This is a genomic window from Acinetobacter sp. YH12106, assembly GCF_013418995.1.
Lineage (GTDB): Bacteria > Pseudomonadota > Gammaproteobacteria > Pseudomonadales > Moraxellaceae > Acinetobacter > Acinetobacter pseudolwoffii.
The window spans coordinates 31,183-53,835 of sequence record NZ_VPAV01000002.1 but is presented as its reverse complement, the minus strand read 5'-3'; the positions used below and the strand labels follow the sequence as shown (position 1 = coordinate 53,835).

The window sequence follows — 22,653 nt, the reverse complement described above, 5'->3', positions numbered from 1 at the left end:
CATCTTCCCCTGCGGTACAAGCTTTTCAGGGGGATTTCTTGGTGACTGTAAAGTCAAAGATTAATATGCATGACGTATTAAACATATTGAGTATAAAGGCTTTAGTCATATTTTGTATGATACGAATAGTCAACTATCCAGGGTAAATAGCACGCAATAAAAAAGCACCCGAAGGTGCTTGTCGTGAATCATTGATTCCTATGCATTAATAGGCAGATGTTTTGGGCTGGAAACGAACATGACATTGACCATTCACTGTTTGTTCACCTGCTTTGATCTGTGCAGCAGTACCATCTTTCTTGCCTTGACAGGCTTGCAGCATCGCTTGTTGTTGTGCCTGACGCTGAGCCAGACGTTGATCAAACTGTTTGGTCAATTCTGCACGTTTTGCATCAGTTAATGCTTCACCGCGCATCATGCCGCCACGGACATCGGCACGCATTGGACGATGTTCACCTTTCATGCCGCGGTGTTCACCGCGCTGGCCTTGCATGTTTTTACGATCGGCTTTAAAAACGATAGTACAGCTGCCATCAATGGTTTTATCACCGGCCTTGATTTGAACCGCTGAACCTACGGCTTTATTGTCACAGGCCTGTTGCAGCTGTTTGGCAAATTGCAGACGTTCCGCACGCTTTGCCTTAAACTGCTCGCGCTGTTCAGGCGAAAGATGATGCTGTTTTTTACCCTCATGATGATGTTTCATCATTTGGCGATGCTCATTGTTCGGTACATTACTGGTAGATTGACAGGCAGTCAAAGCACCCATAGAAAGAACACTGGCACTGATTAAGGCTATTTTTGTCATGGCTTGCATTGTATTTATTCCCGTCAAGAACCTGATTTTATGTCAGGTAAAGATTAAACAATAAAGATGAAGAAACAATGAAGAGTTTTTTGATGTCATGTTCGCTACAATAATGAATATAGAAGAAAAATTGAGATTTCTGTTTTGAACATTCGCCGTATTCCGATTGCATTACGTCTATTTTTGACCGTACTGTTGACCACGCTGGTTATTACCACAGTGAGTCTGGGTGTACTGCATCTGAATATGCAGCGTAATTTCGCCCGCTATGTGGCTGATGTCGAAATGCAGAAACTGGATTATGTGATTAAAAATCTGGCGGATGTCTATGCGGTGTATCAGGACTGGGGCAATGCGATTCAGGCCCAGATTCTACAAATGGAAGGGGAAGCCGCCCCAGATGATTATGACCGTTTATCACGCTGGTGGCTGCGCCGTCAGTATGATATTGCCTTGCAGCAGCGCTATTTTCAGGAACAGACCCTGGTTCAAGTCGCACCCAGTATGGTCGATCCGGCTTTGCCACCGCGTCAGGTCAATGAAGAAGAGTTACGCCTCCTGGCTTCCAATCTACCCTCGCAGTTTCAGCCCTTTGAAGGCCTAAAATTTCCGCTGAGTTCCAATCAGAATCTGTTTAGAACTGACCGTAAGAATGGCGAACAAGCAGCACAGCAGCCGACCGGCAAGAAGCAGTTTATCCAGATGCCGGACCGTCTTGGTCTCAGTTCACGTCTTTCATTGTATGATGCAAAACGGCGTTTTGTGGTCGGTGAGGCTTCAGATGAGCAGATTTCCTATCGTCCGATTATGGTGAATAATCAGATTGTTGGCTATCTGGGCTTAAAGCCGGTTCTGGATCAGGATGATGCCTTAAGTATTAATTTTTTTAGTAATCAAAAGCGTTATTTATTTTTGGTCTATGCGCTCAGTATTTTGGCCAGTCTGATTGCCTCCTTGTTATTGGCGACTTATTTCAAGAAACCAATTCAACGTTTGCTGAATGGTACGCGTGCTCTGACCCAAGGCAATTATCAGTATCAGGTCAAAGTCAACCGCAATGATGAATTGGGTGATTTGTCCAATGAATTAAATGCCTTGGCTGTGATTCTGGATCAGCATGAAACCTCACGCCGTCAATGGGTGGCAGATACCTCACATGAATTGAAAACGCCACTGGCGGTATTGCAGGCACAGATTGAAGCGATGCAGGATGGGATTCGTAAACCCACCCCTGAACATTTTGCTTCCATGCTGGCGCAGGTCACCAGCCTGAAAAAACTGACACAGGATCTGGCCGCACTGGCACAGGCCGATGCGCAGCAATTGCAATTTTACTTCTCGACGGTGAATCCGTGGGAAGTGGTACAGCAGGAACTGATCAACTTCCAGCCGAACTTTGAACAGGCTAAATTGACGGTCACCGCAAATGGCGAAGATACTGAGTTAAATCTGGATCTGGACCGCTTTAAACAGATTGTGGCCAACTTGCTGAGTAATAGTATTCGCTATACTGAAGCGGGTGGGCAGGTGCATATTCATAGCACGCAGGATGAGAAAGAATGGATCTTATATGTCGATGACAGTCCATTTGGTTTGAGCGATGAGCAACTGGCGCGGATTGGCGAGCGTTTCTATCGTGTCGATGATTCGCGTACGCGGGCGACTGGCGGAACCGGACTTGGTTTAGCATTATCATGTAAAATTACGCAGGCGCTGGGTGGCAGCTTAAGCTTTGCGCACTCACCACTCGGTGGTTTACGCTGCAAACTGAGTTTTCCTAAACAAATGAAACCCTAAAGGAAATATATTGATGAAACATGTCATGCTGGTTGAAGATGAAATCGAACTTGCACAATTGGTGCGAGACTATCTGGAAGCTGCTGGTTTTGAGGTCAGTATGTTTCATGATGGGCAGGAAGCATATAACAGTTTTACCCAGCGTAAACCGAGTCTGATGATTTTGGACTTGATGGTGCCGCGTATGGATGGTCTGACCATTTGCCGTAAAGTGCGTGAACAGTCAGATTTGCCGATTATTATGGTGACCGCGCGTACCGAAGAAATTGACCGTGTGTTGGGACTGAATATGGGCGCAGATGATTATCTGTGTAAACCATTTAGTCCGAAGGAACTGGTGGCACGGGTACAGGCAGTCTTACGTCGTCTGGACCGTAAATCAGAACCGGAAAGTAATGATCTGTTCCGTATGGATAAATCCCAACAGCGTATCTGGTATCAACAAAAGGCCTTGAATCTGACCCCGACTGAATTCCGTTTACTGGAGTTATTCCTGGAACATGTCGGGCAGGTCTATTCACGTGCGCAATTGCTGGATCATATCAATCCAGACAGTTTTGATGTCGCGGATCGCGTGATTGACAGTCATATCAAGAATTTGCGCCGTAAAATTTCGGATGCTGCTGAAACCGGCAACCGTCATGAGTGGATTCAGGCGGTGTATGGGGTCGGTTACCGTTTTGAATATCCTGAAGATTGAATAAATAAATATTTTTTTAGCATTGTAAAGCTCCTTTAAAATGGTTATTTTTTAGGAGCTTTTTATTTATAATTTTTAGAGGGTTGGGGTAAAATGATTTTAAAAAAAACATTACTAGTACTAAGTTGCTCTGTGTTTTTAGTGGCTTGTGGTGGAGGTGGGAGTGGAAGCGAATCATCTTCACCTAGCGGAGCAAATGGGGGAGAGGTAACGACACCTGCTTCGGATTTAGAAAAAGCAAAACAACTTGTTAAAACCACCAATGCTATCATTTCTTATTATGATGGTTTTCAAAATATTGCTGATCAATATAAAGTTCCTGCAGAAGTAATAAATAACACATCTTCAGATTTGAGCCGTGCAACAAACTTATTATTAGTGATTGCAGAGGTTGTTACTGAGAATGCACAGGGGCAGACCAAGACTTATACAGCACAACAAATTCAGGATTTAATTAATCAGGATGATGCATATAATTTTAAATTTAAGAGCAATACTTTAAAGGCTAATGTTACGGGTACTTCTATTACTATTTCAGGTGATGCTAGTGTCCAATATTGGCAAGCGTTTAATTGGGATAAAATTACAGCGGACAATGCGTGGAGTAATACAAATTGGTATAATGATTCTGCATACTCAATTTATGGTGATGATGCTGAAGTTACAGTATCAAATTTGGTCTTAGAAGCACCATTTATTGATACCGCTCGCACAACTTATAATTATAAGATTCAGAATAATGGAAAAATTTCTACCAAGAATCTTAAAAATCAGACTGCGAGTTTTAGTTTTACCTCTGATAGTACTGCATCTATGGTTTATGCTACGGCAGACACCATGGAAAACCGTGAAGGTATTCCAAATCAAGCGACTTTGAAATTACAAGGTTTAGTCTTTGAAAGCGCAGATGTAAAAGCTAATTTATCTGAAGTTTCTTTAATTGTACGCAAAGCTATATTTAATAATGGTGTTGGAATTCAAGAACAATTGATTCCATCTGAATTAGTGCTGAAAGGTCTTGTAAGTTATCAGCAGGAATCCTTGAATTTAGAAGCCAAACTTAATTTGAATAATGATTTATCTCAAGCTATTGATGTGAGTGCTGGACAGGAAACATCGACTAATTTCATCAATGCGAATTTAAATGTCAAATTAAGTGGTAATTTAAAAGGCGCCAATGCAGTACCTACACCATTTAGCATTGATATTAGCGCAAAACGTGCTGAATTTACCAAAGGTACAGCGACTGTTGCCGTTGTCGTTGATAAAAATGCATTGGATATTGAGTTAACTGCAAAAGACCTAGATCAGGACCATCAAATTATTGCGGGTGTGCTTAAGCATAAAAATGGAGCATCCATCAGTATTGCAGATGTACAGAATTTTACCTCAGCGAATATTCTGGTTGCAGGAAAAAGTTATGGGACACTCACTAAAAATTCATCTGGGCAATATGTGGTTAAATTTAGTGATGACACAATAACTTATATCGCTCCTTAATCTAAAACTTAACTTTGAGAAGAAGGCAGCATTTGCTGTCTTCTTTTATATCTAATGAAAAAATATTTATTCATATTGGCTGTAAGTTTGCCATACTCTGCTTATGCGGAAAAAACGATTCAATACAGTATAAATGCAGATATTTATAGTGAGCCTGTTAGTGTACATGCCTTTTTAAATAGTTGGGAAACCCCTAATTTTAAAAAAGGCAATAATGCCTTTGCACATGGGAAAATGAAATTAGAAACCAAACAGGATAATTGGACTGTAGGTTGGGTTTGGGCTTATGACTATCAGATTCATTTTAGTGATGATATGGCAAAGTTATACTATCAAATTGAAAATGATCAGTTAATTGATGCAAATAAACATAATCAATTGGAATTAGAAGCTCAGCATGTCGAAACGGTGGGAACTCGTTTTGCCTATGATTGGAAAGTTCATCCTGATTGGACAATTGTGACAGGGGCAACGGCTCTCATCGGCCGTCATTATGTGGATGGTAAATTTCAAGCAACAGGACAAACAACCAATTTGACTGAATTGATGGATCGAGTAGCTTGGTTAAATGGTTCATTGGATTATAGTTATGACCGTCCTGCTTTAAAAGAAGAAGAATTAGGTTGGGATGGAAGAACCAGTAAAGGTTATGGCTATGGCCTAGATTTTGGTTTACATGGGCAAATCAAAAAAGATTGGAATATTAATCTTCAGGTCGATGATTTACTCGGTTACTTATATTGGGATAAGGCTCCATTTACACGCTACAATCTTTATTACGATCAAAATCAGCGTCCTCGAATGGATCTAAGTGGACAATTAAGTAAGAGCAAACAGTATCGTCAAAAACTGCCTTTTAAATTAAGTTCGGAAATTAGCTATGATGTTCAAACTAAGCCTTGGAGTGCGAGCATTAGTAGTTTTTCAAATGAATATATAACATTAGCTCAACTCAATGCCTTTTGGAAAATGGAACAATTAAAATATGGACTGCATATAGAGCCGCAAACACAAGCTTGGGGATTATCAATACAGCATAAAAATTTTGGTGCTAAATATATGACTGACAATTTAGAGAGTAATCAGGCACATCGTTTTAGTGCCTCTTTATATGCTCAATATTACTGGTAAAATCTTTCAACATTAAAATTTTCTAATAAAAACGGAGCGATATGCTTCGTTTTTATTAAGACGAACAACTCACCATCACTTCCGGTACATCACTTGGCAATGGTGCTAAATCTTCAGCATGTTCCAGATCTGGCTGTTTCAGATAAGGCTGGCTGAGCAATTTAAACAAACGATCGACTTCGGAAAAATCATCACGCTCTGCCCGTTCAATGGCTTTCTGTGCCATGTGATTGCGCAGAATATAATGCGGATTGGCTTGCTTCATGGCGGCATCCAGTTCTTCAATATCCTGATGTGCACGAATAGTTTCATATTGTGTCAGGAAAGCTTCAAACTGACGGCGATCCAGACAATCATCTTTAATAGCGTCATAGTCTTTATTTTGCAGGCGGATAAAACTCTGGGTGTAATCCAGTTGCTCACTTTGCAAGATTCGCAAAAATGCCATCGCACAGTCAAAACTGTCTTTATGGAAACCTGGCAAGCCCATTTTCTGGTTTAAACCGTGTTTGTAATGTTCCAAGAATGTCGGCTCATAATGTTCCAGACAGCCGGCCAGATCCTGTTTCCATTGTTCTTTGTCATAATCCGCAGGGCAGAGGGGAACCAGATTGTTTAACCATTGCCACAAGTTCCAGTGCCCGATACTTGGTTGTTGCTGATAGGTATAACGCCCTTGATAATCCGAGTGGTTATTGATCCAGTTCGGACGGAAGCGCTCCATAAAGCCATAAGGACCAAAGTCCAAAGTTGAGCCGGTAATATTCAGATTGTCAGTATTCATCACGCCATGCGCGAAGCCAACCAGTTGCCATTTGGCAATCATGACGGCTGTGCGCTGAATGACTTTTGTGGCAAAGGCTAATAGCGGCTGTTCGGCTTGCAGGCATTCCGGATAATGCCATTCAATACATTTCTGGGTAAATTCAGCCAATAACTCCGGCTGATACTGATTGATCCATTCAAAATGCCCAAAACGGATATGACAATCTGAGGTACGTAACATCATCGCACCCGGCTCCAGCCTTTCGCGTTGAATACCTTGCATTGATGAAGTAAAACCAACCGCATTACTGGATGCTACACCCAAAGCATTTAATGCATGACCCGCCAGATACTCACGAATCACCGAACGCAGTACTGCACGCCCATCACCCATACGCGAATAGGGCGTTGCACCCGCACCTTTTAAATGCAGGTCAATAGTCTGACCTTCCTGATCAAGGATCTGTGCAATTAACAGGCCGCGACCATCTCCCAATTGTCCAGCCCATTGACCAAACTGATGACCTGCGTAGACCATGGCCAAGGGTTGAAACTCAGCAAAGACTTTCTGACCACTACACATCTCGACCCATTGCGCTTTGTCTTCATCTGACCATTGCAGTTGTTCTGCCAAAGCTACGTTAAAATGCCCGGCTTTTGCGCCTTTCAACGGTAGTGGAACTTGATGGTGGTAAAGGGCAGCAGGAAGGGTTTGATAACTAGAGTTAAAATACATGGCACTCAGTACAGGCTTGGAATACCTTGACTATAACAAAGTTGCCTGTAGAAAACTGTTGTATAAACGAGAGTTCAAGTTATCTTTCAGACATAAAAAAAGCCCCGATTGGGGCTTTTTTGTGAGCAGTTTTATTAAGATACTGCTGATTTTTTCAAATTACGAACCAGTAAATTCAAGGTTGCCCGGTGATGGGATAAACGCTGTTCAACCAGCTGGAATTCAACTTTCAGTTTGTCATCCATCTGGTGAATTTTTTCTGCCATAGAAGCCTTTTTCACCTGAATTTCTTGCTCTTTTAGTTTGGCCCAGTCATTTAAGGTTTGGGTAAAGGCATCATATTCCTGTGCAATCTTGGTTTTCACAGTAATGATGTCTTCAGAGACATCATGGCCATAGACCGCAAGATCCTGTTCAGCATATTTAAACTTCATTGCCAGTTCTGCTTTTTTGATATTAAAGCTAGGAATACGACGTAAGTTTTTGGCTAAACCCAGTTTAGAACAGGTCCAGATCAACCATTTGGTTGGATCGTATTGCCACCATTTCACGCCATTACGGTAATCGTACTGGAAAATGTGGTGATAGTTATGATAACCCTCACCCCAGGTGGCAATCGCAAGTACGAAGTTGTCACGTGCAGTATTTTCGTCGGTATAAGGACGATTACCCCACATGTGACACAGCGAGTTGATGAAGAAAGTCACATGATGGCTCAGGATTAAACGCACTAATCCACCCAGCAGCAAGACTCCCCAGACATCGCCGACTGCCCAGCCAATTGGAAGCAAAATAGCAGCATGAACGGCAATCACTAATGGAATATAGTATTTGTCCTGAAACATGACGACTTTGTCTTTTAACAGATCTGGCGCATTTTTATAGTTTGCCACACCTGATGGATAATCACGTAACATCCAGCCGATATGTGCATACCAGAAACCTTTGTTGATCGAGTACGGATCTTGATCCACATCATCGACATGACGATGATGAGTACGGTGACCAGATGCCCAGAACAAGATACTATTCTGTACAGCAAATGTACCCATAATCATTAAGATGATTTTTAATGGTAGAGTGGCTTCATAAGCACGATGTGCCCACAGGCGATGGTATCCTGCTGTAATGCCAAGGCTGCTTACGCCCAGTAAAACAAACATGCTGATCCAAGCGGCGGCGCTAAAATCATGGTGATACGCATATAACGGAATTGCAATCAGGGCAACAATGGGTAATAACACCAATGCAAACACCGCAATCCAGTTAATGGGGGCTTTGGGTAAGGGAGCATTCATCTCCAACAGCACTCCTAGAACCTCGGAAGGTTTAACAAAAAGCAGAAACCGCTGTTGGTTTTAACAGCAGCCTATCTTGTTTATATTAGCATGTGGCCTATGGCATCACTAGCATTATTGTACGGTTGTATTGTACTTGTCAGTAACAGGATAAGTAGGGCAAAAACGACCATTTTGCCAGTCTAGACGGGGCTTGATTTCCGACTAAGTGACTGAGGATTATCGGTCTTTTAGACTATTTAATTGGGCTAATATTAAGCGATTTAACTGTTCATCATTTCTACAATATTGCCAGAAAATTTGCAGAATATATCTCATAGACAATTAATGTAACATTCAAGTCGAATCAATCTAAAAGTCAGACACGCTTTAATAGCTTGACATGGAATCGAGCTGTCTTAAATAAAACGATTTGAACTGATCGATAATCAGGCTGTTTTTTAGAGTTGCTGCAGCATCAGTTTTGGGTAATCGGTAATCAGCCCTTGAATTCCCCAATCACGCAGCTCTTTGGCTCGGCTCACATCATTGACCGTCCAGACACTGATATTCAATTCAGCAGCCTGGGTGGCCTGAATCAGGTCTTTGCTGGCCAGCTCATTCATCCAGCCAATATGACAGCAATCCAGTTCTAGCGCCTGATCAATCGCTTGATATTTTAGGTCGGTTTCGATGAGTAAACCGCGTTTTAGCCGGGAATTTTGCTGTTTGAAGGCTTGCAGGACTTTGGCATCAAAACTGGTAATGATGGCCGCCTGCTCATAGCCTTGCAGTTGCTGTGCAACGTCCAGTGCAATTTTCTCAGCCGCAGCTTCGGAATCGACACTTTTGATTTCGACTTCAATATGCTCAAAGTCTCGAATGACATTTAAGGTCTGATTTAAGAGAGGGGTGGCTTCGACTTTATTCCAGTCTGACCAGGTCACAGCATGATTATAGTGTGCAAGATCTTGATGATTGCATTCATATAAATGCTTTTGCAAACCTGTGGTTCGCACAAAGTCGTCATCATGCATGATGATTAGGGCATTGTCTTTGAGCTGACGCACATCAAACTCAACGGCGCGAATACCGATGTCTTGAATATATTGAAAACCGCCTAGGGTATTTTCAGGGGCTTCGCCACGTGCACCACGATGACCAATTATGCGCATAGACTGCCCATAAATTGAGAAGTTGATTTCATTGTATGCGTGCTATGTGACAAAAAGATGATAAGGCTTATTGTCGTCAGATGCACTGTAAAATCAAGATACATCTGACGCGTATTTTTAGATTTAGAATCAAGAAATAATTCTAGTTTTCGATGCTGTCATTGATATTTTTTTGCCACAGCACTTCTGAACCGCCCTCGCTTCGTTGCAGGGTGCGTGATGCTACAAATAACCAGTCCGATAAACGGTTAAGTAGTTGCAGTGACGCTGCCTGAATATTTTGGTCACGGTGATGAACTGACATTACGCTGCGTTCTGCACGACGGCAAACCGCACGAGCCTGATGGGCAAAACTACATACCAATGTGCCTGCCGGCAGAATAAAATCTTTGAGCATTGGTAAGGCCGCATTCATTCGGTCGATATCATTTTCCAAAAACTCAATCGATACCGGTTGCACCAGATTAAAACCCGGAATGCAGACTTCGCCGCCCAGATCAAATAGCCAGTGCTGAATCAGGCTTAAAGATTTGTCCCAAGTGGCTTTATCTTCAATCGTGCTTGCTGAAATCTGTGCACGTAGTACACCAATCACGGCATTGAGTTCATCCACATCACCGAGCGCATCAATACGTAAATCATCTTTGGCAACGCGTGAACCATCGCCCAAACCTGTGGTGCCTGAATCGCCTGTGCGGGTATAAATCTTACTTAAACGGTGACCCATGTGATTTCCTTGATTTTTAAATGCTGTAAATAAAAAGTATCATGCCATAGGCATGACATGATGCTCAAAAGTATTTATTGAAACGCTGAACTTAGTATTTAAAGGTCACACCGGCAGAAGCAAGACGACCACCATTTAAGTAGTAGTTTCCATAATCTTGATATGAAGTTTTGAATTTAGTGTCGCCCATATTCTGAATATTTGTGAAAAGCTTAACAGATGGATTTAGATTCCAATGAGCATTGAAATCTGCTGTCATATAACCTGGATTATCATGTTTGTAGTCCCAATCTTTGGAACTAGATTTTGCATTTAAAGACAAGCCCAAGCCATAGTTTTCATTCGTCATACCTACAGTTGCAGTAGCATGGTGACGTGGGCGACGAACGAGATCACGATTATCTGAGTCATCTTTAGGTTGAACATAGCTATATGATAGACGTGTATAGAATTGATCAGCTTGCCATTTCAATGCTGATTCAAATCCTGTCAGAATCGCTTTTTTAATGTTTTGATTTTCGCCTGCTTTATAGGTGATCAAGTTTTCAATTTCATTACGATATAAGCTAAATTCAGAGCTAAAACCATGTGAATAATTTTGATTTAAACCAATTTCATATGAAATGCTTTCCTCTGGTTCTAAATTTGGATTACCTGATGAGCTGTATAAATCATTTGCACTTGGTGCTCTAAAAGCAGTACCGATATTGGTATATACACTTGTATCTGATGTAAGTTTATAACGAAGTGCAGCTTGACCTACAGTATGTTCGCCAAACTGCTTATTATCTTCTAAGCGAATACCCAATTGAGTATTCAATTTATCATTATTAAATTGATGTTGAACATAATATCCATTTGAATCTAATGACGTATTATATTCAGTTCCATAACTTAGACTATTAACATCTGATTTGTTAATCGTTCCACCAATTAATATATTTTGATGCGGTGTTAGCTTCCATCGAGCATTCAGGTCATATTCTTGACGTTCATTTAAAGTGTAGTCAATTTCTGAGCCAACATAGGTAGAATTCCAATCACCTGTAATTTCATCTTGTACCCAATTATATATATCAGTTAAATCATTTTGGACAAGGTTGTCTTCAAATTTAGAGTAGCGCGCATTAAGCTCCCACTGATCATTTAATTTGAGTGCACTCTTTGCAGTGAATAATTTATTTTCAAAGTTATGAGAGCGTTGTGCACCATAATCATCGTATTGGCTTGAGCCTTGATTTTCACTGTATTCGATACTTGCGTTGTATTGGGCTTTATCAATGCCTAATTTGGTGGTAAAACCTTTTTGATCAAAACTTGCTTTGGGGGTGTTGGGAATATCTGTGACAATCGTACCATCAGTTTCAAGGCGTTGACCGCGGATTTGAGTATAGATCCCATTTTCTGCTAAATCAGCCCCAACTACAGATTTATACGTTTTATTTTCACCGATTTCGCCTGTAACAAATCCACCCGACTTTTTAGGGGCTTGGGTAATGATTTGAACAACACCGCCAATCGCATCTGAGCCATAAAGTACAGAGGCAGGACCTTTTAATACTTCAACTTGTTTGATATCAGTGGTATCAATAAAAGCCAAAGATGCTGCGTTAGATGTTGCTGTGTTAAGTCGAACACCATCACGTAATACGAGGGTATGATCTGATTCAGTACCACGTAAGAAGATCGATGATTGTTGACCAATACCTCCTGCTTGAACCATGTTGATAGATGCATCATTCTTTAATAGTTCTGGAAGTGATGTAATCGATGATTGCTCAAGAATTGCAGGCTCAATAATCGAGATGCGTGCAGGTACATTTTCTATCTTTTCTTCAGAACGTGTGGCAGTCACCACAATGGTATCTAAAGAGGCTTTCGCAACTTTTTGCTCGGCAGCCTGAACAGATGAAGTGAAACCCAAGGCAAGTGCGATCGCACCTACTAAGGCAGTAGGTTGACAATGAAGTGACATGTTAAAGCTCCCTACATTCACTTCCCCGTGAATGATTGAGTTATAGAACACAACAAGCAGGTTTCCGGACTTAAATGTGCAAAGTACAGGCTTTGCTGTCTATCCACCTTCCCACATCAAGATGCAGTGGTGTAAACCGAAGCGGTTTATTTGATAGACGTTTCATTTTTACCGTTGCGGGGGCAGTGCTGGATTTACACCAGCTTCCCTAAAGCAGGAGGCTGCTTTGGCTCGTTGCAAGATGGGCGCAGTATAAAGTTTGTATGCCTTATAAACAATCTGCATCGAGAATAATCCGGATGAACTTCACGCAAGTCGGATAATTTGCATTACAATGATTTGCCCCAATCTTATAGATTGTTCAATACATTGGTAGATCTAGAGCCAACATAATATGCGAACCCGTGCCAAAATTTGTGGAATCACCCGAGTCGAAGATGTTCATGCTGTGGTGAATGCAGGTGCAGATGCGATAGGATTCGTATTTTATCCACCGAGTCCCCGAGCTGTTACAGCCGCTCAAGCTGCTCAACTGGTTCAAGCCATTGCACCTTATGTGCAAGTGGTTGGACTATTTGTGAATCATTCAGCTAATGAGATTCAGGATATCTTGCAAACGGTTCATCTTGATATTGTGCAATTCCATGGTGATGAAACGCCGGAACAATGTCAGACAATCGCTCAACAGGTCGGACGCCGCTGGTACAAGGCCATTCAGGTCAAACCTGATCTTGACGTAGTTACAGAAATTCAAGGTTATCAAGATGCTGGCGCGAGTGCAGTGTTGTTAGACGCATGGCATCCTGATCTGAAAGGTGGTACGGGCCACAGCTTCGATTGGGAGACATTTCCCAAACTTGATATTCCCTTGATCTTGGCAGGCGGTTTAAATCCTGACAATATCGAACAGGCAATTCTCACTACACAGGCCTATGCCGTGGATGTGAGTGGCGGTGTCGAGTCCGCAAAAGGTATTAAAGACCAACAACTCATAGAACGCTTTATGCAAGGAGTCCATCGTGGATCAGCAAAGTACTAGCCAGAACAGTCAGGCAGTTGACTATACCCAATTCCCGGATGAACGCGGGCATTTCGGTATTCATGGCGGACGTTTTGTGTCAGAAACACTCATGGCGGCTTTAGAAGACTTGGAAAAGCTCTACTTCCGTATGAAAGATGATGCACAGTTTTTGGCAGAATTTGACCGTGATCTGGCGTTTTACGTCGGTCGTCCGAGTCCTTTATATCATGCTGAACGATGGTCGAAAGAGTTGGGTGGTGCGCAAATTTATCTGAAACGTGAAGACCTGAACCATACCGGTTCGCATAAGGTCAACAACACTATTGGTCAGGCCTTGCTTGCAAAATTGTCAGGCAAAAAACGTATTATTGCCGAAACAGGTGCCGGTCAGCATGGTGTAGCAACTGCCACAATTGCAGCACGTTTAGGTCTTGAATGCGTTGTATTTATGGGCGCTGAAGATGTCAAACGTCAGGCCATGAACGTGTACCGTATGCGTTTGCTTGGTGCGACAGTTGTGCCTGTACAAAGTGGCTCTAAAACCTTGAAAGATGCCATGAACGAAGCCATGCGTGACTGGGTAACCAATGTCGATTCAACTTACTATGTGATTGGTACCGTGGCAGGCCCACATCCATATCCGCAGCTGGTACGTGATTTCCAGTCGATTATTGGCCGTGAAGCACGCCGTCAGATTCAGGAGCAAGCTGGTCGTCTGCCTGATGCCTTGGTAGCCTGTGTTGGTGGTGGTTCCAATGCAATGGGCTTGTTCTATCCATTCCTGAACGATCAAGATGTGCAAATGTACGGTGTAGAAGCCGCGGGTTTGGGTATTGAAAGCGGTAAACATTCAGCGCCATTGAATGCCGGTCATGTCGGTGTACTGCATGGAAACCGAACTTACCTGATGTCGGATAAAGAAGGTCAGATCATTGAAACGCATTCAATTTCTGCCGGTCTGGATTATCCGGGTGTGGGGCCAGAACATAGCTTCCTGAAAGATATGGAACGTGTGAACTATGTACCGATCACGGACAATGAAGCCCTACAGGGTTTCCGTGATTTAACCAAGATTGAAGGCATTATTCCGGCGCTGGAAAGCGCACATGCTATGGCTTATGTGTCTAAACTTGCACCGACCATGGACAAGGATCAAATCATTATTGCGACGGTTTCAGGTCGTGGTGATAAAGACTTGATGACTGTGGCACGTATTGATGGCGTGGAAATGGTTGAGATGTAACTGTTCTGATCAGCCTCTTCCTATGGGATAGGTTTGGAGAAAGTAAGTTAAAAAAATCGTGCTAAGAAAACTTGGCACGATTTTTTATTGAGTAGATTTTGAAAAAACACATTGGTATGGAATTAAGAAAACTCACCTTCAGCGCGTTCTTTGGCCCATTCGCGTAAAACAAATTTCTGCAATTTTCCGGTCGAGGTTTTTGGAATTTCGGTAATCACAACATCTTTAGGCACTTTAAAACGTGCCAGATGCTGTTTGCAGAATTCCATAATCTCTTCCGCTGTTGCAGTTTGTCCTGCTTTAAGTTCTACAAAGGCACATGGTACTTCCTGCCAGCGTGGATCCGGCTTGGCCACAACAGCTGCCGTTAAAATGGCAGGATGCTGATACAGCACTTCTTCGACTTCTAGCGAGGAAATATTTTCCCCTCCGGAAATAATCACGTCTTTAGATCGGTCGGTAATCTTGGCATAGCCATCAGGCTGACACACGGCCAGATCGCCGGTATGGAACCAGCCACCGGCAAAGGCTTCTGCGGTCGCTTCCGGATTTTTCAAATAACCTTTCATCACGATATTGCCACGGAACATGATCTCACCCATGGTCTGACCATCATGCGGAACTTCCTGCATGGTGTCAGGATCAAGCACTTTCATACCATCTTGTAGCGGATATGGCACACCCTGACGTGAATGCAATTGCGCCTGTTCCTGAATAGACAAATCACTCCAGCCGGCCTGTGATGCACAGAGCGCAGAAGGGCCGTAGGTTTCAGTCAAGCCATAGACATGTGTGACGTTAATTCCGATATTACGCATGCCTTCAATAATTGCAGCCGGCGGGGCAGCACCCGCCACCATGACTTCGACACGATGGTCAATTTTGGTCTTTTTCTCTTCAGGCGTATTGATCAGCATCGACAGGACAATCGGTGCGCCACAGAAGTAATCGACTTTATGTTCAGCAATTAGTTTGAAAATCAGTTCGGCATCGACTTTACGCAGGCAGACGTTGGTTCCGCCGTTGGCCGCCATAGTCCATGCAAAGCACCAGCCATTACAGTGGAACAGTGGCAGTGTCCATAAATAGGTCGCGCGCGGCATCATGCCACAAGCAATGATATTACTGGCGGCATTAATGTAGGCACCGCGGTGATGATAGACCACACCTTTCGGATTACCCGTGGTGCCAGAGGTGTAACTTAAGCTGATGGCATCCCATTCATCTTGAGGCAAATGCCAGTCAAAATTTGCATCGCCTTGGGCAATCCAGTCTTCATATTCGATTTGACCAATACGGCTGTCTTCACCTTCAAACTCTGCATCGGCCACATCAATCACATAGATCTCTTGTGAAACCAGCGCCAGTGCTTCGGTCGCAAGCGCTGTAAATTCAGGGTCGACCAGTAAGACTTTGCTTTCAGCATGCTCCAGCATAAAGGCAAGGGTTTTGGCATCCAGACGGGTATTTAAGGTATTGAGTACCGCACCTGCCATTGGCACAGCAAAGTGCGCTTCAATCATGGCAGGGACGTTAGGCAGCAGGACAGACACGGTATCATTTTTACCGATGCCTAATTTTTGGAGTTGGTTGGCAAACTGACGGCAGCGATTGTATTTTTCACGCCAGGTAATGCGGCGCTGACCATGAATAATCGCATTTTGATTCGGATAGATATAAGCTGCACGATCTAGATAGCGTAAAGGTGACAAGGCTACAAAATTTGCGGGGGTACGCGGTAATTCATCGTATGCGCTAACCATGGTAAAACTCCGTTGTATCGTTATTTTCATATCCTTTTGAAAAGATATGCACTTCTTCGAAATCTTGCATTTATGCTTTAGTCGAGTAAATTAATATAAATTTTAAGTCATTGAATATTAATTAAAATATTTAGCCCTATTTGATTTTTTTGAACCCGTGGGTTCCCATATTTGATTTTTTAGGTATTTTACTCTAATTGAGTCAGTAAAATAATATGAGCCAGAGAATAATAATGAAAATACAACAGGCGAATGCAGTCTGGCGAAACTGGTCAGGGAGTCAGCACAGCGCTCCTCAAGTTTTTCAGCCCAGAGAAATAAGCGAATTACAAGGTTTGGTGAAGTCACAGGCAAAGATTCGTGCAGTAGGTGCGGGGCATTCATTTAGTGCTTTGGCTAAAACCAATGATGTGCTGCTTCATCTCGATCATTTAAAAGGTGTGGTGGCTTTGGATGAGGCAAAAGTTCAATGTACCGTGCACGCTGGTACGCGTTTATATGATTTAGGTGAATATCTTGCCCCGATCAATCAAGCTTTACCCAATCAGGGTGATATTGATCAGCAAAGTCTGGCGGGAGCGATTTCCACGGGAACGCATGGCACCGGCATCGATTTACCCTGTTTATCTGCTTTTGTGGACGGTTTTGAATTGCTGACTGCAGATGGAGAGCTGTTGCAATGTGATCATCAGCAGAATACCGAGATATTTCAAGCGGGGCGTGTGGCGTTAGGTAGTCTGGGGATATTGACCAAAATTACCCTGCAAAATCGTCCGCGCTATAAATTAAAAGAACAGATTCGGCTGTGTCCATTAAAAGAAGTATTTGCGCATATCGATCAATGGAAACATCAGCACCGGCATATTGAATTTTGGGCATTTCTGCATGCCGATCAGGTCATGCTAAAAACCCTGGATGAAACGGATGATGAAATTCAGCCAAGGCAGGAGAACTGGCCATCTGAAGATGCGTTATTGAGCTTGTGTTCTGAATTGACCCGATTTATTCCTGCATCTAATCCTTATCTGCAAAAACTGCTCAGTGTTTTTGTTAAACCGAGTTGTTATGTAGATTGGTCATCCCGGATTTTTCCGACTCCGCGTCAGACCAGATTTAATGAAATGGAATATCAGCTTCCGGTCGATTCCGGCTTGCAATGTCTGCAGGAGGTTTTAGCCACCTTAAGGAAGCAGAATGTGCCGATGTTTTTCCCGATCGAATTCCGTTATGTCAAAGGCGATGAGATCTGGCTGAGTCCTTTTTATCAGCGTGATTCGGTTTCGATTTCGATTCATCAGTTTTATAAACAGGATTGCCGAGCTATTTTCGATCTGGTCGAGCCGATTTTTCAGAAGTATCAGGGACGGCCACATTGGGGAAAGTTGCACAGCATGACAGCCGCTTCGCTGTGTGATCTTTACCCAAAATGGGATGATTTTATGAGATTGCGCCAGCAACTGGATCCGCAGCAAAAATGGCTGAATCCGCATTTACAGCAGTTATTTTTGTCTGAATAGCAGGAGCGAATTATGCAATCGAAGTATTTTCAGCAACTGACCCGAGATTTGCAGCAGCAGGGAACTGGTACACCGCAACTGATTCTGGATCTGGCTCAATATCAGCAGAATCTGGAGATTGTACAGGCAAAAATCCCTGCGCAGCTCAAGCCGCGTCTGGTGGTGAAGTCTCTAGCCAGTATCCAGCTACTCAAACTGGCCAGTGAAAAGCTGAATACCCGACGATTTATGGTATTTCATTTACCCCATCTTTTAGAAATGATGAGAGCATTTGAACAGGCTGATATCTTGCTGGGTAAACCGATGCCAATTCATGCGGTACAAGGTTTTTATCAAAACGTTCCTGAACAAAATAAAGCAAATGATCAAAGCAATATTCAATGGCTGATCGATGACATAAAGCGCTTGAAGCAATATCTGCAATTCGCTCAAGAATCTAATCTTCAGTTAAATATCAATATTGAAATTGATGTCGGCTTACATCGTGGTGGGGTGAGTAGTCAGCAACAGTTAATAGCCTTACTCAAACTCATTCAGCAATATCCCGACGCTCTCAGGCTTTCAGGGTTGATGGGCTATGATGCACATGTCGCCAAATTGCCGAATATTTTGAAAAGCCCCGAAAAAAGTTATCAGCAATCGCAGCAGATTTATCAACAATATAAAAATACTATTCAGCAGCAATTCCCCGATTTATGGCGGGCAGATTTGTGTTTTAACGGTGGTGGCAGTCCGACCTTTATGCAGCACTGCCAGCAGAGTGTCTGTAATGATCTGGCTTTTGGCTCGATGCTGCTCAAACCCAGTGACTTCGATCTGGACAATTTATCCGTTTTAAAATGTGCGCTCTGGATTGCCACACCGATTTTAAAGGTATTGTCTTATAGCCAGATTCCGGGTCTGGAAATGCTGAATCATTTGCCGCATCGGCATAAAGCACTGTTTATCTATGGTGGCTATTGGCAGGCAGATTATATTTATCCTGAAAAAAGCCGGCCGCATCTGTTGTATGGTCGCAGTAGTAATCAGGAAATGCTTCAGGTACCTAGGCAATGCAATATTCATGTCGATGATTATGTGTTTTTAAGGCCGACACAAAGTGAAGCCATCATTCCGCAATTTGCCCAGCTCTATGTTTATCGTGAGAGAACATTTATTGAGTGGCAGACTTTCCGGGAATAACCACATTTTGAATTAAGAGATGAGCCTAAGTCTTTAAAGATCAGGGAAAGATTTGGGGGTAAATCTGATTTTTATTGGGGAAAAGGTTTAATCATGCGGCCAAGCCGTGTAAAATTCGAATCGATTTTATTTATCCACCGTTTTTATCTTTTGAGGTTTTCCTCGATCATAATCTCGCGGTGACATGCTCCATGGTACGGGGCATCACTCCTTAAGGATTTCTTATGCCAATTATCACTTTGCCAAATGGCGATCAAAAACAGTTTGATCAAGCCGTATCTGTGATGGACGTTGCACTCAGCATTGGTCCTGGTCTTGCAAAAAATACCGTTGCTGGTCGTGTAAACGACCGTTTAGTGGATGCGTCTGATCTCATCACTGAAGATGCAACCTTACAAATTATTACGCCTAAAGACGAAGCCGGTGTCGAAATTATTCGTCACTCTTGCGCGCATTTGGTGGGTCATGCGGTTAAGCAACTGTTCCCAGAAGCAAAGATGGTCATTGGTCCGGTCATTGAAGAAGGTTTCTACTATGACATCTGGATGCCACGTCCATTCACATTAGACGACATGGCAGCCATCGAAGAGCGTATGAAAAAGCTCATCGATCAAGACTATGATGTTGTGAAAAAAATGACCCCGCGTGACGAAGTGATTGCAGAATTCACAGCGCGTGGCGAAGAATACAAATTACGCTTGATCAACGACATGCCTGAAGAAACACAAATGGGCTTGTACTACCATCAAGATTACTTGGATATGTGCCGTGGTCCGCACGTTCCAAATACCAAATTCTTAAAATCGTTCAAGCTGACTAAAATCTCGGGCGCTTACTGGCGCGGTGATGCGAAAAACGAACAATTACAACGTATTTATGGTACAGCGTGGGCAGACAAGAAACAGCTTGCAGCTTATGTAAAACGTATTGAAGAAGCAGAAAAACGCGATCACCGTAAAATTGGTAAAGCGCTAGACTTGTTCCATATGCAAGAAGAAGCACCGGGTATGGTGTTCTGGCATCCGAACGGCTGGACCATTTACCAGGTACTTGAACAATACATGCGTAAAGTTCAGCAAGACAACGGCTATGAAGAAATCCGTACCCCGCAAGTGGTTGATTTCACGCTGTGGGAAAAATCAGGACATGCTGCCAACTATGCAGACAACATGTTCACCACGCATTCTGAAAACCGTAACTACGCGGTTAAACCAATGAACTGTCCTTGTCACGTACAAGTGTTCAACCAGGGTTTAAAATCATACCGTGATCTTCCGGTACGTCTGGCAGAATTTGGTTCATGTCACCGTAACGAGCCATCAGGTTCTTTACACGGCATTATGCGTGTACGTGGCTTTACCCAAGATGATGCGCATATCTTCTGTACCAAAGAACAGATTGGGCCTGAAGTTGCAGACTTTATCAAATTGACACTCGACGTATACAAAGATTTTGGCTTCGAAGAAGTACAAATGAAATTATCAACACGTCCTGAAAAACGTGTCGGTGATGACAAACTTTGGGATATGGCTGAAAAATCTTTAGCAGATGCTTTAGATGCTGCGGGTCTTGAATGGGAGCTTCAGCCGGGCGAGGGTGCATTCTATGGTCCAAAGATTGAATTCTCTCTGAAAGACTGTCTGGGGCGTGTCTGGCAGTGTGGTACCATTCAGTGTGACTTTAACTTGCCAGAACGTTTAGATGCGTCTTATGTCACAGAAGATAACGACCGCGATCAGCCAGTAATGTTACATCGTGCAATTCTTGGCAGTTTTGAACGTTTTATTGGTATACTGATTGAACACTACGCAGGTTTCATGCCACCTTGGTTGGCGCCGATGCAAGCGTGTGTGATGAATATTACCGATTCTCAGGCAGAAGCATGTGAGTCAGTTGTCGCAAAACTTAAAGAAAACGGTATTCGTGCAATTTCTGACTTGAGAAATGAGAAAATCGGCTTTAAGATTCGTGAACGTACTTTAGAGCGTATTCCTTACTTACTGGTACTTGGGGACCGTGAAGTTGAAGAAGGTACAGTAAACGTCCGTACCCGCTCAGGAAAAAATTTGGGTACTATGTCAATCGATGCTTTCGTTGACCTAGTAAAAGCAGCCGTTGCCGAACGCGGCCGGTACATTGTGGAGTAACAGCGATTAAACAGCCTGACCGTAATCAACAGGGCGGTAACAAATCAAACCGTCCTGCCTTGAATGATGAAATTCGTGCGAAAGAAGTCCGTCTTGTAGACGAAAATGGTGAGCAAAAAGGGATTGTAAGCTTAGCTGAAGCCCTGCGCGCAGCAGAAAGTGTGGAACTTGATCTTGTCGAGATCGTAGCCAATGCTGAGCCACCAGTATGTAAGATCATGGACTTCAACAAGCATTTGTTTGATCTTAAGCAAAAGCAGAAAGAAGCGAAGAAAAAACAACATCAAGTCCAGGTGAAAGAAATCAAGCTACGCCCGGGTACTGATGTTGGTGATTACAACGTAAAACTACGTGCAATCATCAAGTTCCTTGAAGAAGGTAACAAGGTGAAAATCACCCTTCGTTTCCGTGGCCGTGAAATGGCGCACCAACAGTTGGGTCTGGCTCAATTGCAAAAAATTGAAGCTGACGTGGCTGAATTCGGTACTGTTGAACAGATGCCGAAAATGGAAGGCCGTCAAATGGGTATGCTGCTTGGTCCTAAAAAGAAAAAGTAAGCACTCATGAAGCGAACAAAGCCCTGCAGATGCAGGGCTTTTTTTATGCCCTAAAATTCCAAGCAGTTTGTATGGCCTGCATAATCTGTTGAGCCTGTTGCCGGGAAAACATTGACAATTGAATCCGGAAAAACCCGAGACAGATTTGGTTGATCAGACCAGGCTGGCATAATCTAAAATCTAGCGTGCCATCGCGTTGACTGATGAGATGCGCTGGAGTTCTACTCAGCCAGCGCTTGAGATGTGCTTTGAGAGAATCGTATCGAGGATTCAGAAAGCTATAGTGTACCGAGTGCCGTTTTAAGCAGAGGCTGATCCGGAAACCGGCCAAAGTATAATAAATTGCCTGAGACGTTATTTTTAGTTTGGTTCCCAGCATGAGCAGCGAAAGACCAAGAAAGCCGCCGATATAAACATAAAAGCCAGGCGACTCTTGCCATAAAAATAACAATCCTTGCAGAAAGCTGGAATTGCTACGCAGACTGCTTAAATAAAAAATGCTGAATATGCCAACAGGATAACAGAGTAGTAAATATCCAATAGCGCGCATGATCGGACTACTCTGATGAAACAGGATTTTTTCTGACGCGTTCATAGCTTATTTTTATGATCATAAAGCGTATTGTTTTAAT

Annotated in this window: 18 protein-coding genes and 1 riboswitch; of the genes, 10 read left to right on the top strand and 8 right to left on the bottom strand. The window is 43.0% G+C overall.

Features of this window, described 5'->3' with window-relative positions:
• Window positions 1-205: 205 nt before the first annotated feature.
• Window positions 206-817 carry a hypothetical protein gene (locus tag FTU45_RS02650; protein ID WP_100534591.1) on the bottom strand — a complete coding sequence of 204 codons (612 nt, stop codon included), beginning with the start codon at window positions 815-817 and terminating at the stop codon, window positions 206-208.
• A gap of 135 nt (window positions 818-952) precedes the next feature.
• Here FTU45_RS02650 and baeS point away from each other — a divergent pair, with 135 nt between their 5' ends.
• The 4 genes from baeS to FTU45_RS02630 all read left to right on the top strand — a co-directional run bounded on the left by baeS (window position 953) and on the right by FTU45_RS02630 (window position 5,936).
• Entirely contained in the window at window positions 953-2,605 is a 1,653-nt protein-coding gene (gene baeS / locus FTU45_RS02645; protein WP_180075872.1) for a sensor histidine kinase efflux regulator BaeS, read from the top strand.
• A gap of 13 nt (window positions 2,606-2,618) precedes the next feature.
• Window positions 2,619-3,305, top strand: a complete 687-nt coding sequence (locus FTU45_RS02640; RefSeq protein WP_004278304.1) for a response regulator — start codon at window positions 2,619-2,621, stop codon at window positions 3,303-3,305.
• A 93-nt stretch (window positions 3,306-3,398) separates the two neighbouring features.
• Window positions 3,399-4,805, top strand: coding sequence for a hypothetical protein (locus FTU45_RS02635; RefSeq protein ID WP_218949402.1), 1,407 nt, complete (start codon window positions 3,399-3,401; stop codon window positions 4,803-4,805).
• A gap of 54 nt (window positions 4,806-4,859) precedes the next feature.
• Window positions 4,860-5,936, top strand: a complete 1,077-nt coding sequence (locus FTU45_RS02630) for a DUF5723 family protein (protein WP_180075871.1) — start codon at window positions 4,860-4,862, stop codon at window positions 5,934-5,936.
• Between the two features lie 55 nt (window positions 5,937-5,991).
• Here FTU45_RS02630 and FTU45_RS02625 read toward each other — a convergent pair whose 3' ends face one another.
• From FTU45_RS02625 to FTU45_RS02605, 5 genes are all read right to left on the bottom strand, one after another.
• Window positions 5,992-7,437, bottom strand: coding sequence for a YdiU family protein (locus tag FTU45_RS02625; RefSeq protein ID WP_180075870.1), 1,446 nt, complete (start codon window positions 7,435-7,437; stop codon window positions 5,992-5,994).
• A gap of 134 nt (window positions 7,438-7,571) precedes the next feature.
• Window positions 7,572-8,735, bottom strand: coding sequence for an acyl-CoA desaturase (locus tag FTU45_RS02620; protein WP_005095770.1), 1,164 nt, complete (start codon window positions 8,733-8,735; stop codon window positions 7,572-7,574).
• Between the two features lie 440 nt (window positions 8,736-9,175).
• Complete coding sequence (locus FTU45_RS02615) at window positions 9,176-9,889, bottom strand: glycerophosphodiester phosphodiesterase (RefSeq protein ID WP_180075869.1); 714 nt, start codon at window positions 9,887-9,889, stop codon at window positions 9,176-9,178.
• A gap of 142 nt (window positions 9,890-10,031) precedes the next feature.
• On the bottom strand, window positions 10,032-10,616 hold the full coding sequence (locus tag FTU45_RS02610) for a cob(I)yrinic acid a,c-diamide adenosyltransferase (protein WP_180075868.1): 585 nt from the start codon (window positions 10,614-10,616) through the stop codon (window positions 10,032-10,034).
• A gap of 91 nt (window positions 10,617-10,707) precedes the next feature.
• Window positions 10,708-12,591, bottom strand: a complete 1,884-nt coding sequence (locus FTU45_RS02605) for a TonB-dependent siderophore receptor (RefSeq protein ID WP_180075867.1) — start codon at window positions 12,589-12,591, stop codon at window positions 10,708-10,710.
• A gap of 37 nt (window positions 12,592-12,628) precedes the next feature.
• Window positions 12,629-12,841, bottom strand: a riboswitch (cobalamin riboswitch).
• Between the two features lie 144 nt (window positions 12,842-12,985).
• Here FTU45_RS02605 and FTU45_RS02600 point away from each other — a divergent pair.
• A complete protein-coding gene (locus FTU45_RS02600; protein ID WP_180075866.1) occupies window positions 12,986-13,630 on the top strand; it encodes a phosphoribosylanthranilate isomerase in 645 nt (214 codons plus the stop codon).
• A complete protein-coding gene (gene trpB, locus FTU45_RS02595) occupies window positions 13,611-14,855 on the top strand; it encodes a tryptophan synthase subunit beta (protein ID WP_005095779.1) in 1,245 nt (414 codons plus the stop codon). The genes FTU45_RS02600 and trpB overlap by 20 nt, the downstream gene beginning before the upstream one ends.
• Before the next feature lie 122 nt (window positions 14,856-14,977).
• On the opposite strand, the gene FTU45_RS02590 is transcribed toward trpB, so the two are convergent.
• Complete coding sequence (locus FTU45_RS02590; RefSeq protein ID WP_005095781.1) at window positions 14,978-16,618, bottom strand: acyl-CoA synthetase; 1,641 nt, start codon at window positions 16,616-16,618, stop codon at window positions 14,978-14,980.
• 233 nt (window positions 16,619-16,851) lie between these two features.
• On the opposite strand from FTU45_RS02590, the gene FTU45_RS02585 reads away from it, so the two are divergent.
• From FTU45_RS02585 to infC, 4 genes are all read left to right on the top strand, one after another.
• A complete protein-coding gene (locus tag FTU45_RS02585; RefSeq protein WP_180075865.1) occupies window positions 16,852-18,135 on the top strand; it encodes a D-arabinono-1,4-lactone oxidase in 1,284 nt (427 codons plus the stop codon).
• A 12-nt stretch (window positions 18,136-18,147) separates the two neighbouring features.
• Complete coding sequence (locus FTU45_RS02580; RefSeq protein ID WP_180001466.1) at window positions 18,148-19,317, top strand: alanine racemase; 1,170 nt, start codon at window positions 18,148-18,150, stop codon at window positions 19,315-19,317.
• A gap of 224 nt (window positions 19,318-19,541) precedes the next feature.
• Complete coding sequence (thrS, locus tag FTU45_RS02575) at window positions 19,542-21,464, top strand: threonine--tRNA ligase (RefSeq protein ID WP_005095787.1); 1,923 nt, start codon at window positions 19,542-19,544, stop codon at window positions 21,462-21,464.
• A 59-nt stretch (window positions 21,465-21,523) separates the two neighbouring features.
• A complete protein-coding gene (gene infC / locus FTU45_RS02570) occupies window positions 21,524-22,021 on the top strand; it encodes a translation initiation factor IF-3 (protein ID WP_004647518.1) in 498 nt (165 codons plus the stop codon).
• A gap of 43 nt (window positions 22,022-22,064) precedes the next feature.
• Here the strand turns inward: infC and FTU45_RS02565 are convergent, their stop codons facing one another.
• Entirely contained in the window at window positions 22,065-22,616 is a 552-nt protein-coding gene (locus FTU45_RS02565; protein WP_180075864.1) for a hypothetical protein, read from the bottom strand.
• Between the last annotated feature and the right edge of the window lie 37 nt (window positions 22,617-22,653).